Here is a 16,923-nt window from a genome sequence, read left to right as displayed (position 1 = left end):
CATGGCCATCGTCCAGGAGTTCGTCTACCGCGCGGTCGACCCGCGCGCAGGGTCCGTCGTCAAGGGCACCATCGAGGCGGCCAGCGAGTCGGCCGTCACCGGCAAGCTCAAGGCGCAGGGGCTCACGCCACTGGAGGTGACCCTCAAGTCCACCACCGGCCTCAACCGCGAGATCAAGCTGCCCGGGGCGACGAAGCACGTCTCGGCGCGCACCCTCGCGGTGTTCTCGCGGCAGATGGCGGGCCTCATCAACGCCGGCCTGCCGCTCATGCGGACCCTTGCGATCCTCATCGAGCAGACCGACGACAAGCGTCTGCAGCCGGCGCTCGTCCAGGTGCAGGCCGACGTCGAATCCGGGTCGTCGTTCTCGGCGGCGCTCGCGCGGCATCCGCAGACGTTCCCGCCGCTCATGCTCTCGATCGTGAAGGTCGGCGAGGCCGGCGGCTTCCTCGGCAGCGCGCTCGGCTCCATCGCCGACAACTACCAGCGCGAAGCCGAGCTGCACAACAAGATCCGCGCCGCCGTGACCTATCCGGCGATCGTGCTCGTCATCGCCATCATCGGCGTGCTCGTCATGGTGACGTTCGTGGTGCCGATCTTCGAGGGCATGTTCAAGGGGCTCGGCTCGGAGCTGCCGCTGCCCACCCAGATCCTGGTGACGCTGTCGAACAACATGTGGTGGGTGCTGCCCGCCATCGCGCTCGTCGTCATCGCCGCCGTCATCTGGTGGCGTGCCAACCGGCACACCGAGCAGTACCGGCGCTTCGTCGACCCGATCAAGCTCAAGATGCCGGTCTTCGGCAAGCTGACCACGAAGATCGCGGTCGCCCGGTTCGCCCGCAACCTGTCGATGATGCTCAACGCCGGCGTGCCGATCATCCAGGCGCTGGCGATCGTCGGGCAGGCCTCGAACAACTGGAAGATCGAGCAGGCCGTCCGTGACGTGCAGGAATCGATCCGCCAGGGCCGCTCGTTCGCCGCACCGCTCGCGAAGGCCGACGTCTTCCCGGCGATGGTGCCGCAGATGGTGTCGGTCGGCGAGGAGTCCGGCACCCTCGTCGACATGCTCTCGTCGATCGCTGACTTCTACGAGGACGAGGTCGAGACCGCCACCGCGCAGCTGTCGTCGACGATCGAGCCCATCCTCATCGTCGGCCTCGGCATCGTCATCGGCGGCATGGTCATCTCGCTGTACCTGCCGATCTTCACCCTCTACGGAGAGCTCGCCAAGCAGGCCTGACTCTCCGGCATCCAGCGACCGCTCGGGATGCCGCGCCCCGGCGCGGCAGGGGTGCTCCGGGTCTCACACCGAGACGCGGAGCACCTCCTCGATCGTCGTCAGGCCCTGCGCGACCTTCGACCAGCCGTCGTGGCGGAGCGACACCATGCCCTCGCGCAGCGCGGCCTGACGGATCTCCGAACCCGTGGACCGCGTCACGACGAGCGACTCGATGTCGTCCGAGAGCGTCATGATCTCGTGCAGGGCGACGCGGCCGCGGTAGCCGGTGCCGCTGCAGGCGGGGCATCCCACGGCCTTGTACAGCTGGGGCACGTCGTCGGGGTCGTGCGGGAAGCCGAGGGACGACAGCACCTCGCTCGTCTCGACCAGCGGTTCGCGGCAGCGCATGCACAGGCGTCGGGCGAGACGCTGGGCAATCACCGCGCTGAGCGCCGTCGCGACGAGGAACGGCTCGCAGCCGATCTCGGTCAGACGCGTGAGGGCGGACGGCGCATCGTTCGTGTGCAGCGTCGAGAGCACCAGGTGACCGGTGAGCGCCGCCTCGATCGAGATGTTCGCCGTCTCGAAGTCGCGGATCTCGCCCACCAGCACGACATCGGGGTCCGACCGCAGGATCGACCGCAGCGCGGTCGAGAACGTCAGCCCGGCGCGGTTGTTCACCTGCACCTGGTTGATGCCCGGGATGCGGTACTCCACCGGATCCTCGACCGTGATGACGTTGATCTTCGGATTCGCGATCGCCCGCAACGCCGTGTACAGGCTGGTCGACTTGCCCGAACCCGTCGGGCCCGTCGCGAGGATCATGCCGTGCGGCTTCGAGATGGCGTCACGGAAGCGGCGCTCGTTCGTGGTCGAGAACAGCAGGTCGCGCATCGTCATGACCTGGCCGGTGTTGTCGAGGATGCGCATGACGATCTTCTCGCCCCACACCGTCGGCAGCGTCGCCACGCGCAGGTCGACCGTGCGTCCCTCGTGCGCGACTGACAGGCGGCCGTCCTGCGGCTTGCGCTTCTCGGCGATGTCGATCGACGACATGATCTTCAGGCGCGAGATGATGCCGTCCTGGATCGCGCGGTCGGCCTTCTGCATCTCGTGCAGCACGCCGTCGATGCGGAACCGCACCGTCAGCTGCTTCTCGCCCGGCTCGACGTGGATGTCGCTCGCACGGTCGTTGATCGCCTGCGCGATGAGCAGGTTCACGAACCGCACGATCGGCGCGGTGTCGTCCTGCTCCTCGAGGCTCTCGGTGAACGCCGCCTGGTTCGACTCGCTCGACTCCTCGATCGTCATCGACAGCTCGCTGAGCTCTTCGTCCGACCGCAGGAAGCGCTCGAACATCTGCGTCAGCGCGTCCTGCGCCACCACGACCGGTTCGACGAACAGGTCGGTGATGCTCGCGACGTCGTCGAGCGCCACGATGTCGGTCGGGTCGAGCACGCCCACCGTCAGGCGGTCGCCGCGGCGGTCGACCGGGATGAGGCCGTACTTGCGGCACAGGTTGCCGGGCACGAGGGCCACGACGCCCGGGTCGAGCGGCAGATTCGCCAGATCGATGTAGCGGTGCCCCGTGTGCAGGGCGATGGCCTCGGCGACCTGCGCCTCGGTCACGAGCTTCTGGCTCACCAGGAGCTGCTGCAGCTCGGGCCCGTCGGCCCCACCCGCCTGCGCGATCGCGGCGGACATGTCGGCGGCTCGTACGGCTCCGGTGAGCACGAGCGTCTGTGCAAGACCTCGCATAGTGATTCCCCAATCCCCAGGGACATCCTACGGCGCACACGTCAACCCCCGGGGGAGTCCGCCGCACGATCGGTAGGGTGAGCGCATGCCGCAGTGGATCGCGAACACCGTCGACCGCGTCACGGCGTGGGCGCTGGTGCTCAAGCCCGTGCGCGTATGGTTCCACTATCTGGAGCGCCGCGGTTTCATGCTGGCCGACAGCATCACCTACCGGGCGCTGTTCTCGGTGTTCGCGGCGGTGCTGCTCGGGTTCTCGTTCGCCGGGCTCTGGCTGCACGACAACCCGGTCGCGTGGCAGGCGATGATCGACACCGTCAACGCCGCGATCCCCGGGCTCATCGGTGAGAACGGCCTCATCAAGCCCGAGGCGCTCAGCCAGCCGATCGCATTCACCCTCACGGGCGTCGCCTCGCTCATCGCCCTCGCCGGAGCCGCGATCGGCGCGATCGGGTCACTGCGCGCGGCGCTGCGCACCCTCGCCGACGAGATCCACGACGACGTCTTCTGGATCTGGGTGATCGTCCGCAACCTCCTGCTGGCGCTCGCGATCGGCGGCGGGTTCGTGCTGTCGGCGGCCGCCACGATGTACGGCTCGGCGCTCATCGACGCCATGAACGACTGGTTCGGCGGCGAGGGCTGGGTCGCCGACCTGGCATCGTGGACCCTGGCCCTGCTCGCGATCTTCGGACTCGACGCCGGCATCATCGCACTCGGGTTCGTCGTGCTGAGCGGCGTACGTGCGCCCGCCCGGGTGCTGTGGCCGGGCGCGCTCATCGGCGCGGTCGGGCTCACCGTCCTGCAGCAGCTGTCGGGCCTGTTCGTGCGCGGGGCGGCCTCGAACCCGCTGTTTGCCACGTTCGCGGGGCTCATCGCCCTACTGCTGTGGTTCAACCTGTCGGCGCAGGTCATGCTGATCGCCTCGACCTGGATCATCGTCGGCGTCGCCGAGCGCGTCGACCCCGTGCGCGAACGGTACGGCGCGCTCACCTTCGCCCGCCGGCGCGTGCAGCGCGCCGAAGACGCCGTCCGCGTCGCCACGGCAGAGCTCGCGCTCGCACAGGCCGACGCCGACCGCGAGCGGCAGGACCGTCTCGCGCGTCGCACCCGCGAGCGCGTGACCGAGGAGTCGTCGTGAGCCGGCGCGTCCCCACGTACACGGCCGAGCAGGTGCGGGCCGCCGAACGGCCGCTGCTCGATGCCGGGGTGCCCCTCATGCGCCGTGCTGCCGGAGCACTCGCCGACATCGTGCGGGACGAGCTCGCCGGCGCCCCCATCGCTCCGATCACGGTCTCGATCGTGCTGGAGCCCTTCCTGCAGGACGACCCCGACGCACCGCGCCCGCGCGTGCTCGTCCTGGTCGGCTCGGGCGACAACGGCGGCGACGCCCTCTACGCCGCATCCCTCGTGGGCGACATCGCCGATGTCGACGTGCTGCTCGTCGGCAGTCGCGTCCACGAGCACGCCTTCGCCGCCGCCTTCGCCGCGGGCGCACGGCGCGTGGACCTGCCCGAGGTGCGCGACGCCCGGTACGCCCTCGTCCTGGACGCCGTCCTGGGCATCGGCGCGACCCGTGACCCGGCGCTGCACGGCTTCGCGCGCGAGGCGGTGACGACGCTGCAATCGCTCGCGCAGACCCGGCGGGGGATGCCGCGCGTCATCGCCGTCGATCTGCCGAGCGGGCTGCACCCCGACACCGGTGTCGCGGACGCGGCCGTGCTGGCGGCATCCCTCACCGTCACGTTCGGTGCCGTCAAGGCAGGGCTCGCCGCCGGGCGCGGCCCCGAGCTCGCCGGCGAGCTCGTGCTCGTCGACATCGGCCTCGGGCCCGGCCTCGCGGACGTCGAGCCCATCGGCGAGACGGAGGTCGCCCGGGTCGTCGACGCTCGCGGCTGAGGGGGTCAGTCGTCGGGGGAGTCCTTTGCGTGGCCGTGGCCGTGGCCGCGGCCGTTGCTGCCGGGGAAGCCGGGGTCGTCCTTGTGATGGCCCCAGGCCTTGCCGTTGCCGTGCCCGCCGGCGTCATCGCCCGGCGCGATGTGCGGCGCGACGACGGACGACGCCGGAACCAGCGCGAGCGGGACCCCCGCTGCGACACCGGGAGCGAGGATCGCGGCGCCCGCGGCGACCGCGATCGCGGCTGCGGTGACGAGCAGCTTCTTCGGGCTCATGACGCACCTCGGTTCGGGAGACGGATGCCGTCGATGCGGGGAGCGTACCACCGCGATTCCGCCGTGCGTAGAGGTGTCGCTAGCGCGTGTAGCGCTCGACGAACGCGCGCAGGATGCGGCTCGGGTGTGAGACCGCGACCCGTCGCACGGCCGAGAGCGTCAGCTCCAGCTCGTCGGACGCGAAGTACCCGTGCTCGGCGTAGGCGTGGATGCGCGTCGTGATGCCCTCGACATCGAGCTCGGGGTGGAACTGGGTCGCGTACACGTTCTCGCCGACGCGGAACATCTGCACCGGGCAGGCCGGCGACGACGCCAGCAGCGTCGCCGAGGCAGGCAGCTGCGAGATCGCCTCCTTGTGGCCGACGAACGCGTCGAACGTCGACGGCATGTCGGCGAGCAGGGGATCGGCTGCCCCGGCCGCCGTCACCGTGACGGGCACGACGCTGATCGGCTCGGGGTGGGTGCGGTCGATCACCGCGCCCTGATGAGCGCCGAGCGTGCCGATGCCGTAGCAGGCGCCGAGGAACGGGAAGTCCCGCGCGACGACCTCGTCCAGCAGCGTCGCGAACTCCGCCTCGACCCGCTGCTGCACCGAAGACTTCTTCTCGGGAGGATCGGACGCGTTGAACGGCCCGCCGCCCACGAAGATGCCCGACAGTGCGTCGAGATCGAGCCGCGGCATCCGGTCGGCCTCCAGCCGCACCCGCACGAGCTGCTCCGGCTCCAGCCCCGCGTACCGCAGGAACAGCGCGTACTCCTCGTCGGCCGGCAGATCCTCGGCACGCGTCGCGAGGAGGACGAACGGCTTCACCCCTCCAGCCTAGAGGCGACAGGGACAGTGGATGCCGGCGGCCGCGGCCGCCGGCATCCACGGGTCTCAGCGGTCGGCGCCGAACTGGTGGGTCCAGGTCGAGGCCGCGCCGGCGGCCACCGCGATGCCCGCCTTCGGCACCGCCGTCACCTGCACGGCGGAGCCCGCCGGAACCTTCACGAGCGGCTTGTCGGCCTTGACGCCGTTGACGTAGTAGTCGAACGACGCGTCGGGCGTCACCACCACGTGGTCCGAGGCCGAGCCCTTCGGATCGACGAACTTCGGCTGCTTCGGCGTCGCGGCCGTCGTACGGACGGGCACCTTCGCGAAGTCCATGTCGCTCGCGAAGTAGTAGCTCGTGTACGACGGCTGGTTGTAGGTGGTGTTCTGGCGGGCCACCTCGGCGCGGTACTGCACGTCGCTCATGAGCGTCGGCAGCTTGTGCGTCGTGACCTCGGTGCTGGTGTAGATCCGCAGAGCGTGCGAGTCGGTCGTGCGCACGAGCAGCTCCTCACGCCAGTCGCCGAACACGTCGGCCACGAGCGACGGATTGCCCTTCGTGCCGTTGTTGGCGCGCGTGCCCGTCGCCGTCAGCACCGTGCCGCGGGTCCAGTCGTCGACCGTCGGCGTCTGGTCGCCGCTGCCGTTGACGATCTGCGTCGTCATGTCGGCCGCCCAGCGGATCGACTGGTTGGTGCCGGGGATGGCCGAGCCGAGGATCTGACCCGTCGCGCTCATGAGGCCGGAGGCCTCGGTGCCGCCGGGCATGCTCGCCCACGTCTCCAGACCCGGCACGTCGGCACGCACGTCGCCGATCATGGCGCGACCGGTGTCACGACCCGAGTACGCGCCGAACAGCACCTGCCCGGTCGCCGCGTCGCGCAGGTCGGAGCCGTAGGGGGCGAACGTGGCGCCCTCGTGCGAGGTCCAGATCTCCAGGCCCGGACGGTTCGGGTCGATGTCGGTCACGTGCATCGCGTCGCCGTGGCCGAGCCGGACGTCCTCACCCGGGGCCGCGCTGCCCTCGGGCAGCACGTCGGTCGAGCTGTACAGCAGGCCGCCGTCGTCGTCGATCGTCGCCGAACCGTACACGATCTCGTGCTTGCCGTCGCCGTCTACGTCGGCCGCGCTCAGCGAGTGGAAGCCCTGCGTCGTGATCGAGCCGTACACCGGGTCGGTGCCGTCGCGCCCGTGCGGGCTGTCGTTGAACGGGTTCGTCATCGGCACGTGGCCGCTGTCGATCGCCCAGCGCGTGCTCAGGTGCTCGCCGTCCCAGTCGTAGGCGCGGACCGTCGTGCGCGTGTAGTAGCCGCGCGCGAAGATCGCCGAGGGATGCTGCCCGTCGAGGTATGCCACTCCCGCGAGGAAGCGGTCGACCCGGTTGCCGGGCTCGATGCGCGCCATGGCGTAGTCGCCCCACAGCAGCCCGTCGTCGTCGCGCCCGGGCTCGTACCGCACCGTCTCGAGCTCCTCGCCGGTCGCCGAGTCGAACACCGTCAGGTACTCGGGACCGTCGACGATGAAGCCCTCGAACGTCGTGAGGTCGTTGCGGGCGCTGCGGGCGGGCGCGTACGTCGAGATGAAGTAGTCGACGAGTTCGGTGGCGGATGCCTCCGACAGCGGATACTCGTGCGTCACCGGGATGCCGAACGCCTCTTCCAGCGTCGCCGGCCAGTGCCCGGCGACGACTTCGGGATGCGACGACCAGCCCTGGAACACTTCGATGAGGTGCTGCCGGTAGTCGGCGGCGCTCATCCGGTAGTCGTCGTCGTTCGTGTACCCGGCGGCGAGGTCGTCGGCGAGCATCGTGACGTACGACTCGGCCGCCACCGTGCCGTCCGCGTCGTAGCGGACCGACTTCGTGCCGGGCGCCGTCTTGAGCATGGTCTCGGCGCGGCCGTCGCCGTCGAAGTCGTAGACCATGAACTGCGTGTAGTGCGCGCCGGCCCGGATGTTGACACCCAGATCGATCCGGTTGAGCAGCGTGCCGTCGAGCTCGTAGGTGTCGATGTAGACAGGGCCGGTGTAGCCCTTCTGCGACACGTCCTTCGAGTTGGACGGATCCCACTTGACGACGAACTCGTACGCCCCGTCGCCGTCGACATCGGCGACCGACGCGTCGTTGGCCGAGTACGTGTACGCCTCGCCGGCGGGGGTCACGCCGTCGGCCGGCTTCGTGAGCGGCAGATCGTAGAAGCCGTCGCCCCACACCGCCACCGGCGCGGACTGCTCACCGGTCACGTCGTGCCACGTCGGAGCCACCGTGTAGACGGAGGCCGATGTGCCGTCGGGGTCCGCGTAGTTCGTGCTGTCGTCGACGGTGGCGATGCGCTCACCGTCGCGGTACACCGCGAACGAGGGACCGCTCACGCCGGTGTCGGTGGCGGGCCCGGCCTCGGTGCCGAGCAGGCGCCAGCTGAGGAACACGCCCTCATCGGTCGAGACGGCGACGAGCCCGCGGTCGAGCGACTCGAGCTGCGGACCGGTGGATGCCGGAGTCTTCGTCCCGGCTGGGACGGAGGGGGCGGCCACCGCAGGTTGCGCCAAGCCGAGGGTGAGGGCGCACGCGGCCGTGCCGGCCACGAGCAGTACGGGTGTCTTACGGAGATTCATCGTCGAACCGCTCTCGGAATCGTGAGGATCTGTGCATCGTTGTAGACCCAGGTCAGAGACGTGGGAATACGTTTTCCGCACCGACCGTAGCCCGGTTCGGCCGAGCGGGTCAAGCGATCCGCCCCGAACATTGGAACGATTTAACGAAGGGATGCCGGCGGCCGCGGCCGCCGGCATCCCTTCGTTCGTCCTACGACGCGTACGTGACCAGCCCGAGCTCCACCGGAGACACCAGCTGCGCGTGCGCCGGACGCACCCGCACGGTGTAGCCGAACGTGCCGGTGACCGACAGCGGCAGGGTGGCGGTGAAGGCCGTCACGCCGTCGACCGGATCGCCTGCGGGCGAGAGGACGTGCACCGAGTGGTCGCGGGCGAGCGCGTCGTCCTCGTTCGTGCGGCCGTACAGCAGCTCGACAACGACGTCGTCGGGCGACAGGCCGTCCAGGCGCACATCGGCGCGCACCTCGAGCGTGTCGCCGGCCTGCGCCTGCTGCGGGATGCCCGACCCCTCGACGCTCGCGATCGACACGCGGTCCCATGCGTCCTTGACGCGCGTCACGAACGCCGCCACCGTGCGCGCCTCGGCGAAGCCATCGGCCCGCAGCGCGACATCGTGCGCCGCCGCCGGAACGTACAGGCGCTGGACGTAGTCGCGCACCATGCGGTCGCTCGTCGCCTTCGTGCCGAGGTCGGTCATCGTGTGACGCACCATGCTCAGCCACGCGACCGGGATGCCGCCCTCGCGGTCGTAGAACTTCGGCACCAGCTGGTGCTCGATGAGGTCGTACAGGGCCGCGGCCTCGGCGTCGTCGCGCTCCTCGTCGTTCGACGCCGTGTCGGCCGTCGGGATCGCCCAGCCGTTCTCGCCGTCGTACCACTCGTCCCACCAGCCGTCGAGGATCGACAGGTTGAGTGCGCCGTTGAGCGCGGCCTTCATGCCGCTCGTGCCGCACGCCTCCAGCGGACGCAGCGGGTTGTTGAGCCACACGTCGCAGCCGGGGTACAGATCCTTCGCCAGCGTGATGTCGTAGTCCGGCAGGAACACGATGCGACCGCGCACCTTCGGGTCGCGGCTGAAGCGCACGAGCTCCTGGATGAGGATCTTGCCCGAGTCGTCCGCCGGGTGCGACTTGCCGCCGATGACGATCTGCACCGGCCGCTCGGGGTCGGTGAGCAGGCGTGTCAGCCGCTCGGGGTCGCGCAGCATGAGTGTCAGGCGCTTGTACGTCGGCACGCGGCGCGCGAAGCCGATGGTGAGGACCTCGGGGTCGAGCAGGTCCTCGATCCACGCCGGCGTGTGGCCGTTGGAGAGGGATGCCGCCACGCGCCGCCGTGCCTCCGCCACCAGCTCGCCCTTCATCTGCTGGCGCACACCCCACAGCTCGGCGTCGCTCACGACCGCGCGGTCGTTCCAGTCGTGCGTGTCGGTGTACGCGTCGCCCCACGCCCGCTCGCTCACGGACTTGAGAGCCGGATGCACCCACGTCGGCGCATGCACGCCGTTCGTGATGGACGTGATCGGCACCTCGTCGGTGTCGACACCGGGCCACAGCATCCCGAACATGCCGCGGCTCACCTCGCCGTGCAGCACCGAGACGCCGTTGGCGTGCTGACCGAGGTGCAGGCCGAGCACCGCCATGTTGAAGACGCCCTGGTCGCCGCCGTCCCACGTCTCCAGCCCGAGCGAGATCGCCCGGCCGGCGTCGAGGCCCTCGAAGAGGCCGCTCGTCAGGAAGTCGGCGATGAGGTCGCGGGGGAAACGGTCGATGCCGGCGGGCACCGGGGTGTGCGTCGTGAACACCGTGCCCGCGCGCACCTGCGCGAGGGCCTCGTCGAACGTGAGCCCGTCGTGCGTGATGAGCTCCGACATGCGCTCGAGGCCCTGGAACCCGGCGTGGCCCTCGTTCGTGTGGTAGACGTCGGGCGTCGGACGCCCCGTCAGTTCGCTGAAGGCCCGCACGGCCCGCACGCCGCCGACGCCGAGCAGCAGCTCCTGCAGCAGGCGGTGCTCGCCGCCGCCGCCGTACAGGCGGTCGGTGACGCGGCGCATCTCGTCGGTGTTGGACGGGGTCTCGGAGTCGAGCAGCAGCAGCGGGATGCGGCCGATGTCGGCCACCCACACGCGGGCGTGCAGGCGGCGGTCACCCGGCAGCTGGAGGGCGATCTCGACGGGCACGCCGTCGCGGTCCCGCAGCAGCGTGAGGCCGAGCCCGTACGGGTCGAGCAGCGGGTAGCTCTCGCGCTGCCAGCCGTCGTCGCCGATCGACTGGCGGAAGTAGCCGGCGCGGTAGAACAGGCCGACGCCGGTGAGCGGCACGCCGAGGTCGGAGGCGCTCTTGAGGTGGTCGCCGGCGAGGATGCCGAGCCCGCCGGAGTACTGCGGCAGCGAGCCGTCGACGCCGAACTCGGGGGAGAAGTACGCGATGTGCACGGGCTTGTCGCCCTCGAGGCGCTGGAACCAGCGATCGCCCTCGAGGTAGGCGGTCAGCCGTTCGTCCTCCTCGCGGACGCGGGCGACGAAGGTCTCGTCCTGCGCGAGCTGGTCGAGCCGCTCCTGCCCGAGGGCGCCGAGCATGCGGGCGGGGTTCGCGCCGATCTCGTCCCACAGGGCGGGATCCATCGAGGCGAACAAGGAGTGGGTGGCCCGGCTCCACGACCAGCGCCAGTTCGAGGCGAGCCTGTCGAGGGGGGCGAGCGGGGCGGCGAGGACGGGACGGACGGTGAACGTTCGGATGGCCTTCACGCTCGCGATTCTAGGGGCAAAAGCTGGAAGCGCTTGCACGCCCGTGTCCGAGGGGGCCGACGAGGGTTCGGGTCTACGCTGGCGTCATGGCCATCGCACGACTGCACGGCGGACCCCTCGACGGACAGATCATCCCGCTCGACCCCGCCATCGACGACGCGTACATCGTTCCCTACGGCGAGGGACAGCTCGTCTACCGCCGCGAAGGCGAGGACGCCAACACCGGCGACGCCGACGGGCCCACCGAGACGCGCTTCGTCTACGTCGAGGCCACCGAAGACATCGACCCGAATCCCGACGGCCGTGACGACTGAGCCGGGCGGGCCGCACGCCCACCCGGCACGCTCGGTCGAGATCGAGCTCAAGTTCGACGTCGACGACGACACGGCGCTGCCCGACTGGTCAGGCCTGCCCGGCGTGACATCGGTAGGCGCCGCCGAACCGCGCGACCTCGACGCCGTCTACCTCGACACCGCCGACCTCGCACTCGCGCGTGCCGGGTATGCCGTCCGTCGCCGCACCGGCGGTCCCGACGAGGGGTGGCACATCAAGGGACCGCGCGACACCGAGGGCGGCCGCATCGAGCTGCACTGGCCCCTCGGCGCCGAGGGGACGGTTCCGGATGCCGTCGCCGCCGCGCTCGCGTCGGTCGCGGCATCCACGGACTACGCCCCGATCGCGCGCATCCGCAACCAGCGCACGGCGTACGCGCTGCGGGATGCCGACGGGGGACTGGTCGCCGAGTTCGTCGACGACCGCGTCGTCGCCACCGACGAGCGCGACGGCATGCGGCGCACATGGCGCGAGTGGGAGTTCGAGCTCGGTCCGGCAGCCCCCGCGGATCGCGCCGCGCTGTTCGCCGCCGTCGAGCGTGCCGTGAGCGCCGCGGGCGGCCGGGAAGCGGCATCCGCGTCCAAGCTCGCGAGGGCGCTCGGCGCCTGAGCCTTCGTGCGATCGAGGCGTTTCGTCTCGCTCGTTCCTCGCTCGCTCAACGACCGGGTGTCGCTCGTTCCTCGCTCGCTCAACGACCGGGTGTCGCTCGTTCCTCGCTCGCTCAACGACCGGGTGTCGGTCGTTGAGCGGAGGGCGCTCCAGCGCCCGCAGACGAAACGCCCCGGACTTCCGATGAAGTCCGGGGCGCTCTGCGTGCGTCGGTTCAGAGGTTGATCATGTGACCGGCGAGGCCGTGGAAGGCCTCTTGCACGGCCTCCGACAGCGTCGGGTGCGTGTGGACGTTGCGGGCGGCCTCGAGGGCGGTGAGGTCCCACTTCTGCGCCAAGGTCAGCTCGGGGAGGAGCTCCGACACGTCCGGGCCGATCATGTGGGCGCCCAGGAGCTCCAGGTGCTCGCCGTCGGCGATGACCTTCACGAAGCCGATCGGCTCGCCCAGGCCGTTGGCCTTGCCGTTGGCCGAGAACGGGAACTTCGCGACCTTGACGTCGTAGCCGGCGTCGCGCGCCTGCTGCTCGGTGAGGCCGAACGAGGCCACCTGCGGCGAGCAGAACGTCGCGCGCGGCATCATGCGGTAGTCGCCCAGCGTCTGGGTCTCGGCCTTGCCGATCGTCTCGGCGGCCACCACGCCCTGCGCCTCGGCCACGTGCGCGAGCTGCAGCTTCGCCGTCACGTCGCCGATCGCGTAGATGTGCGGCACGTTCGTGCGCATGTAGTCGTCGATGTCGATGGCGCCGCGCTCGGTGAGCTTGACACCCGTGGTCTCCAGGCCGAAGCCCTCGACGTTCGGCGCGAAGCCGATCGACATGAGCACCTTGTCGGCGTCGATGGAGCCGGCAGTGCCGTCCTTCGCCGTGTACGTGACGGTGACCTTGTCGCCGTGGTCGGTGACCGACTCCACCTTGGTCGAGGTGAGGATGTCGACGCCGTACGACTTGTACTGCTTCGCGATCTCCTTCGAGACGTCCACGTCCTCGTTGGGCAGGGCGCGGTCGAGGAACTCGATGATCGTGACCTTGACGCCGTAGTTGGTCAGCACGAAGCCGAACTCCATGCCGATGGCGCCGGCGCCGACGATGACGATCGACTCGGGGAGGTCGCGGTCGAGGATCTGCTCCTCGTACGTCACGACGTTCTCGCTGAGCTGCACGCCCGGGAGCAGGCGCACCTTCGAACCGGTCGAGATGATCGCGTTGTCGAACGTGACGTCCTCGGTGGTGCCGTCGGCCTTCGTGACGCGGATCGCGTTGGGGCCCGTGAAGGAGCCGCGACCCTCGTACTCGTCGACCTTGTTATTCTTCATCAGGTAGTGGATGCCCTTGACGTGGCCGTTGGCCACGGTGCGGCTGCGATCCCACGCGACCCCGAAGTCGAAGTGCACGTCACCCGAGATGCCGAAGAGCTCGGCCTTGTGGTGGAACTGGTGCGCGAGGTCGGCGTTCTTGAGCAGAGCCTTCGAGGGGATGCAGCCGACGTTGAGGCACACACCGCCCCAGTACTTCTCTTCGATGATCGCGACCTTGAGGCCGAGCTGAGCAGCACGGACGGCCGCGACGTACCCGCCGGGCCCCGCGCCGAGGATGGCGACGTCGTAGTGAGGCATGCTTCCAGCCTAGTGGTCGGAATCGGACTCGGAGCCGGGCGTGGGACCCTGGCCGGCGGCATCCCGAGCCTGCTCGTCGGACAGCTCGGAGAGGTCCTTCTCGCGCCGTGCGCGCGACACCAGCAGGTAGACGACCCCTCCCAGCACGGCGACCGCCGCGAGGCCGGCGAGGATCCACGGCCACGCCTCACCGGACGTCGTGTCGGAATCGGCGTCGGTCGCCGTCGGGGACGGCGCGGCCGACTCGGACGGCGCCGTGCTCTCGGTCGGCGTGGGCGCGGCGGTCGCGGACTGCGACGGGGTGGGCGTGGGTGCACCGCCCTCGACCGTGAAGGTGAACTGTCCCGACGTGGGGTGGCCGTCGCTGGAGACGACCTTCCACAGCACCGTCACCAGGCCGGACGCCTCGCCGGTGAGGGGCTGCGTCAGCACGTTGTCGGTCGTGGTCGGCGCGCCGTCGGCCAGGCTCGCGCCGGACGCGTCCGTGACCTGCACCTCGGATGCGCCCGGGTCGTCGGCGATGTCTGCGCTGAACGTGAGCGTCAGCTGCGCGGGGAGGGTGGCGACCGTGCTGCCGTCCGCGGGATCGGTGCCGATGATCGCGTCGTGGGCGGCGGCGGGGGATGCCGTCGCCAGCACGGCCACGACGGCCAGGGCGAGGGCGGCCAGCGCGGCCGACAGACGGGCTGTGAGGGGATTGTGAAGAGTTTGTGACATCACCCGATCGAGCCTAACCGGCCCTTCGATCCGGCACGGCCGAGGTCTAGCATGGCGGCAAGGCGGGGGATCTGCCCGCCGACCCGGCAACGGAAGGAAGCGGCGGATGGACGCGATGATGATGGGCGCCATGTCGAAGGACATGATGTCGATGCCCGGTATGCAGAGCATGGACATGGCCGTCATGCAGGCCTGTATGGACGCCTGCTCGGCCTGCGAGCAGGCGTGCACGGTGTGCTCCACGCAGATGATGTCGTGCGCGACGGCCTGCATGAACTGCGCCGACATGTGCAACACGATGATGCGCTCGATGATGCGGATGCAGGGCATGACCCCCGCGGTCATGATGTCGATGCTCGACGCGTGCATGGCGATGTGCCAGATGACCATGGACGAGTGCATGGAGCACGCCGACCACAGCGAGGTCTGCAAGATGTGCGCTCAGTCCTGCAAGGCGTGCATGGACGCCTGCATGGCCGTCAAGGACATGATGATGGCGATGAGCTGAGCGGAGTCCTCAGAGTTCCGACGGGCCGGCCGGCGGCCGGCTCAGCCGCGCAGCACGTTGAAGCGCGTGGTGCCGACCGCGAGCACGTGATAGCGCTCGTGCAGTGCGACCGGCGTGCCCGGTGCCACGGATCCCGCGGCGCCCGTGCCGTTCCACAGCGCGATCTCGTCGCCTGCGAGCGTGCGCACGACCACGAAGCCCGAGCGGGCGTCCGCCTCGGTGACGATCGCGTCCGCCCAGTCCGACGGCGTCGCCGAGGCGAGGCGCGCCTGGATGAGGTGCAGCGCGTGACCCGGTGCGAACGAGGAGCAGGTGTCGCCGTGGTCGCACATGCACGCCGCACGCTCACGCACCTCGAGGGCGGGAATGCGGCTGTACGGGCTGGACACGGGGTGCTCCTTGAATGCGGATCGGTTCGGATCGGTGAAGCCAGGCTAAGACGGGTGCGGGATCGGCGGCATCCCGCGCGACACGGGGCGAAACATTGCGCGATCAGGTCCGCGCGGTGGACGGAGCGTGACCGGCACGCGGATTCGACCTCGTCCGCGGCCGAGTCGATCGGATAGGCTGAACGAACAGAGGAGGACACCGTGGAGCACGACCGCCGACCCGATGAGGGCGACATCCGCCGCGCAGCGGGGGCCGACGCACACGATTCCGACCGTGCGGCCGATACGACGCAGACCTTCGGCCACGACTCCGACCTGTCGTTCGTGCCGTTCGGCAGCGAACTGGGCGAGGCCGAGCTCGATGCGATCGATGCGCTGCCGTCGGGCGCCGCGCTGTTGCTCGTGCGCTCCGGACCCACAGCAGGTGCGCGCTACCTGCTCGATGCCGACGTCACCACGGTGGGACGGCATCCCGAGGCCGACATCTTCTTCGACGACGTGACCGTGTCGCGCCGTCACGCCGAGATCACCCGCGCGGGCACGACGTTCGACCTCGTCGATCAGCGGTCTCTCAACGGCACGTACGTCAACGGCGAACGCGTCGACCGCGCCACGCTGAGCAACGGCGCCGAGGTGCGGATCGGAAAGTTCCGCCTGAACTTCTTCGTCTCGCCGGCAGACCTCGCGCGGGCGGCGGACGCCTGATGCCCGCGGCTTCCGTCCGTGAAAACGCGACGTCCGCGGGTCTTCTCAGCATCGGTCAGGTTCTGGCGCGCCTGTCGCCCGAGTTCCCCGCGCTCACGTCGAGCAAGCTGCGGTTCCTCGAGGTGCAGGGCATCGTCACGCCGCTGCGCACCGAGTCGGGGTACCGCAAGTTCTCGCAGGCCGACCTCGAGCGGCTGCGTCTCGCGCTGACGCTGCAGCGCGACCACTATCTGCCGCTGTCGGTCATCCGCGACTACCTCGAGGACGTCGATGCCGGCCGCGACCCGGCCACGCCCACGGCGGTTCCGCCGCCGTCGATCGTCCCCGCGCCGCGCCGATACCGCCGCGACGAGCTGCTGGCCTCCGCCGGCGCCGCGCCGCAGCTGCTCAACGACGCGATCAGCACAGGCGTCATGACGGGCGCGGAGTCGTACACCGAGCAGCAGGTGGCGCTGCTGCGCGCGCTCGTCGCGCTCGACCGGCACGGCATCGAGCCGCGCCACGTGCGGGCGCTGCGACAGAACGCCGAACGCGACGTGGCGCTGGTCGAATCGGCCCTCGCGCCACTGCTCCGGCGCACGGATGCCGCCTCCCGCGGCCGTGCGGGCGAAGTGGCGCCCGAGCTCGCCAAGCGGCTCGACGAGGTGCGCGCGATCTTCGTGCGGACGGCCCTCGACCGGCTGCTGTCCTGACGCCCGGGCGTCGATTCTCGGCCCGCGCGCGCGACACGCCGAGGCCCGA

Annotated in this window: 16 protein-coding genes; 8 read left to right on the top strand and 8 right to left on the bottom strand. The window is 70.2% G+C overall.

Features of this window, described 5'->3' with window-relative positions; all coding sequences use genetic code 11:
- Position 1 precedes the first annotated feature (1 nt).
- Positions 2-1,240: a type II secretion system F family protein gene (locus tag ACFWJ8_RS14135; protein ID WP_378812501.1), complete on the top strand. Its 1,239-nt coding sequence runs from the start codon at positions 2-4 to the stop codon at positions 1,238-1,240.
- Positions 1,241-1,303: 63 nt separating this feature from the next.
- Here the strand turns inward: ACFWJ8_RS14135 and ACFWJ8_RS14130 are convergent, their stop codons facing one another.
- On the bottom strand, positions 1,304-2,977 hold the full coding sequence (locus ACFWJ8_RS14130) for a GspE/PulE family protein (RefSeq protein WP_378812499.1): 1,674 nt from the start codon (positions 2,975-2,977) through the stop codon (positions 1,304-1,306).
- Positions 2,978-3,062: 85 nt separating this feature from the next.
- On the opposite strand from ACFWJ8_RS14130, the gene ACFWJ8_RS14125 reads away from it, so the two are divergent.
- Both ACFWJ8_RS14125 and ACFWJ8_RS14120 read left to right on the top strand, forming a co-directional pair.
- Positions 3,063-4,112 (top strand): YihY/virulence factor BrkB family protein, encoded by a 1,050-nt coding sequence (locus tag ACFWJ8_RS14125; protein WP_378812496.1) that lies wholly within the window; start codon positions 3,063-3,065, stop codon positions 4,110-4,112.
- The gene (locus ACFWJ8_RS14120) at positions 4,109-4,870 is read left to right on the top strand and encodes an NAD(P)H-hydrate epimerase (protein ID WP_378812494.1); all 762 of its coding nucleotides are present in this window, start codon (positions 4,109-4,111) and stop codon (positions 4,868-4,870) included. Before ACFWJ8_RS14125 ends, ACFWJ8_RS14120 begins: the two co-directional genes overlap by 4 nt.
- Before the next feature lie 5 nt (positions 4,871-4,875).
- Here ACFWJ8_RS14120 and ACFWJ8_RS14115 read toward each other — a convergent pair whose 3' ends face one another.
- The 4 genes from ACFWJ8_RS14115 to glgP all read right to left on the bottom strand — a co-directional run bounded on the left by ACFWJ8_RS14115 (position 4,876) and on the right by glgP (position 11,309).
- Positions 4,876-5,142 carry a hypothetical protein gene (locus tag ACFWJ8_RS14115; RefSeq protein ID WP_378812492.1) on the bottom strand — a complete coding sequence of 89 codons (267 nt, stop codon included), beginning with the start codon at positions 5,140-5,142 and terminating at the stop codon, positions 4,876-4,878.
- 79 nt (positions 5,143-5,221) lie between these two features.
- Positions 5,222-5,953 carry a glutamine amidotransferase gene (locus tag ACFWJ8_RS14110; RefSeq protein ID WP_378812490.1) on the bottom strand — a complete coding sequence of 244 codons (732 nt, stop codon included), beginning with the start codon at positions 5,951-5,953 and terminating at the stop codon, positions 5,222-5,224.
- Positions 5,954-6,019: 66 nt separating this feature from the next.
- Positions 6,020-8,566: a rhamnogalacturonan lyase gene (locus tag ACFWJ8_RS14105; RefSeq protein ID WP_378812487.1), complete on the bottom strand. Its 2,547-nt coding sequence runs from the start codon at positions 8,564-8,566 to the stop codon at positions 6,020-6,022.
- Between the two features lie 190 nt (positions 8,567-8,756).
- Positions 8,757-11,309, bottom strand: coding sequence for an alpha-glucan family phosphorylase (gene glgP / locus ACFWJ8_RS14100; RefSeq protein ID WP_378812485.1), 2,553 nt, complete (start codon positions 11,307-11,309; stop codon positions 8,757-8,759).
- An 86-nt stretch (positions 11,310-11,395) separates the two neighbouring features.
- Between glgP and ACFWJ8_RS14095 the strand changes: the two genes are divergently transcribed.
- Positions 11,396-11,623, top strand: a complete 228-nt coding sequence (locus ACFWJ8_RS14095) for a response regulator (protein WP_378812483.1) — start codon at positions 11,396-11,398, stop codon at positions 11,621-11,623.
- Positions 11,613-12,251 carry a CYTH domain-containing protein gene (locus tag ACFWJ8_RS14090; RefSeq protein ID WP_378812481.1) on the top strand — a complete coding sequence of 213 codons (639 nt, stop codon included), beginning with the start codon at positions 11,613-11,615 and terminating at the stop codon, positions 12,249-12,251. The genes ACFWJ8_RS14095 and ACFWJ8_RS14090 overlap by 11 nt, the downstream gene beginning before the upstream one ends.
- 214 nt (positions 12,252-12,465) lie before the next feature.
- Here ACFWJ8_RS14090 and lpdA read toward each other — a convergent pair whose 3' ends face one another.
- Both lpdA and ACFWJ8_RS14080 read right to left on the bottom strand, forming a co-directional pair.
- A complete protein-coding gene (lpdA, locus tag ACFWJ8_RS14085) occupies positions 12,466-13,863 on the bottom strand; it encodes a dihydrolipoyl dehydrogenase (protein ID WP_378812478.1) in 1,398 nt (465 codons plus the stop codon).
- A 9-nt stretch (positions 13,864-13,872) separates the two neighbouring features.
- Entirely contained in the window at positions 13,873-14,580 is a 708-nt protein-coding gene (locus tag ACFWJ8_RS14080; protein WP_378812475.1) for a copper resistance protein CopC, read from the bottom strand.
- Positions 14,581-14,686: 106 nt separating this feature from the next.
- Here ACFWJ8_RS14080 and ACFWJ8_RS14075 point away from each other — a divergent pair, with 106 nt between their 5' ends.
- Positions 14,687-15,088: a hypothetical protein gene (locus tag ACFWJ8_RS14075; protein WP_378812473.1), complete on the top strand. Its 402-nt coding sequence runs from the start codon at positions 14,687-14,689 to the stop codon at positions 15,086-15,088.
- A 41-nt stretch (positions 15,089-15,129) separates the two neighbouring features.
- On the opposite strand, the gene ACFWJ8_RS14070 is transcribed toward ACFWJ8_RS14075, so the two are convergent.
- Positions 15,130-15,477 carry a hypothetical protein gene (locus ACFWJ8_RS14070; protein ID WP_378812470.1) on the bottom strand — a complete coding sequence of 116 codons (348 nt, stop codon included), beginning with the start codon at positions 15,475-15,477 and terminating at the stop codon, positions 15,130-15,132.
- 201 nt (positions 15,478-15,678) lie between these two features.
- Here ACFWJ8_RS14070 and ACFWJ8_RS14065 point away from each other — a divergent pair, with 201 nt between their 5' ends.
- The gene (locus ACFWJ8_RS14065; protein WP_378812467.1) at positions 15,679-16,182 is read left to right on the top strand and encodes an FHA domain-containing protein; all 504 of its coding nucleotides are present in this window, start codon (positions 15,679-15,681) and stop codon (positions 16,180-16,182) included.
- The gene (locus ACFWJ8_RS14060) at positions 16,182-16,874 is read left to right on the top strand and encodes a MerR family transcriptional regulator (protein WP_378812464.1); all 693 of its coding nucleotides are present in this window, start codon (positions 16,182-16,184) and stop codon (positions 16,872-16,874) included. Before ACFWJ8_RS14065 ends, ACFWJ8_RS14060 begins: the two co-directional genes overlap by 1 nt.
- The last annotated feature ends 49 nt before the right edge of the window (positions 16,875-16,923 follow it).

Origin of the sequence: Microbacterium sp. NPDC058389 (assembly GCF_042722305.1) — a bacterium.
Lineage (GTDB): Bacteria > Actinomycetota > Actinomycetes > Actinomycetales > Microbacteriaceae > Microbacterium.
Note: the sequence above shows the minus strand (reverse complement) of the source record. Positions and strands in the feature narration are given on the sequence as shown.

What these genes read in the sequence shown, in the direction of transcription:
- ACFWJ8_RS14130 (WP_378812499.1), bottom strand. Translation starts at nt 2,977, where the DNA reads ATGCGAGGTCTTGCACAGACGCTCGTGCTCACCGGAGCCGTACGAGCC.
- ACFWJ8_RS14060 (WP_378812464.1), top strand. Translation starts at nt 16,182, where the DNA reads ATGCCCGCGGCTTCCGTCCGTGAAAACGCGACGTCCGCGGGTCTTCTC.
- ACFWJ8_RS14105 (WP_378812487.1), bottom strand. Translation starts at nt 8,566, where the DNA reads ATGAATCTCCGTAAGACACCCGTACTGCTCGTGGCCGGCACGGCCGCG.
- ACFWJ8_RS14115 (WP_378812492.1), bottom strand. Translation starts at nt 5,142, where the DNA reads ATGAGCCCGAAGAAGCTGCTCGTCACCGCAGCCGCGATCGCGGTCGCC.
- ACFWJ8_RS14135 (WP_378812501.1), top strand. Translation starts at nt 2, where the DNA reads ATGGCCATCGTCCAGGAGTTCGTCTACCGCGCGGTCGACCCGCGCGCA.
- ACFWJ8_RS14075 (WP_378812473.1), top strand. Translation starts at nt 14,687, where the DNA reads ATGGACGCGATGATGATGGGCGCCATGTCGAAGGACATGATGTCGATG.
- ACFWJ8_RS14125 (WP_378812496.1), top strand. Translation starts at nt 3,063, where the DNA reads ATGCCGCAGTGGATCGCGAACACCGTCGACCGCGTCACGGCGTGGGCG.
- ACFWJ8_RS14095 (WP_378812483.1), top strand. Translation starts at nt 11,396, where the DNA reads ATGGCCATCGCACGACTGCACGGCGGACCCCTCGACGGACAGATCATC.
- ACFWJ8_RS14080 (WP_378812475.1), bottom strand. Translation starts at nt 14,580, where the DNA reads ATGTCACAAACTCTTCACAATCCCCTCACAGCCCGTCTGTCGGCCGCG.
- lpdA (WP_378812478.1), bottom strand. Translation starts at nt 13,863, where the DNA reads ATGCCTCACTACGACGTCGCCATCCTCGGCGCGGGGCCCGGCGGGTAC.